General features: G+C 47.3%; 1 protein-coding gene. It reads left to right on the top strand.

Features of this window, described 5'->3' with window-relative positions:
• A partial coding sequence (locus tag J1N10_RS21065; RefSeq protein WP_262328691.1) for a hypothetical protein occupies positions 1-461 on the top strand: 461 nt, incomplete at both ends.

Below are 461 nucleotides of genomic sequence, written 5' to 3'. Positions count from 1 at the left end.
ATTGACTTTATGAAAGCTACCAACAACATAGGCAAGCCCATTGCTGCCGTAGCAGGGTTTGCAGTTGGCAAGTACGCTTTAAAGAAGTTGGAAAAGAGCCAGACCGTTAGCGGTTTGTTGGGCAACGAAATGAAAACCTACATCGTTCCGGCAGCCGTTACTATGGGCGGTTTGGTTGGTACACAGTTTACCAAAAACGAGTATGTAAAGCTGGGCTTGGTTGGTGCAGCAGGTGCAGGTGTTGAATCCATTATCAAAAAAGCCACAGGTAAAACTATCCTTCAAGGATTAGAGGGCATTATCGGTGATGAAGATTACAGCGAAATGGACGAAATGGACGGACTACGTGCCTTAAACCCAATTACGCAAGCTCTCCCGGCAGCCGACATTGACATCGAGCGTGAAATTCAGGCTTCGGTATCAGGTGCAGCATCGGACTATTCGATGAGTGACGACCCAAT

The organism is Carboxylicivirga litoralis, assembly GCF_025499605.1.
In the GTDB taxonomy this organism is placed as follows: Bacteria; Bacteroidota; Bacteroidia; order Bacteroidales; family Marinilabiliaceae; genus Carboxylicivirga; species Carboxylicivirga litoralis.
The sequence above is the reverse complement of the archived record's forward strand: the minus strand, read 5'-3'. Positions and strand labels throughout refer to the sequence as shown.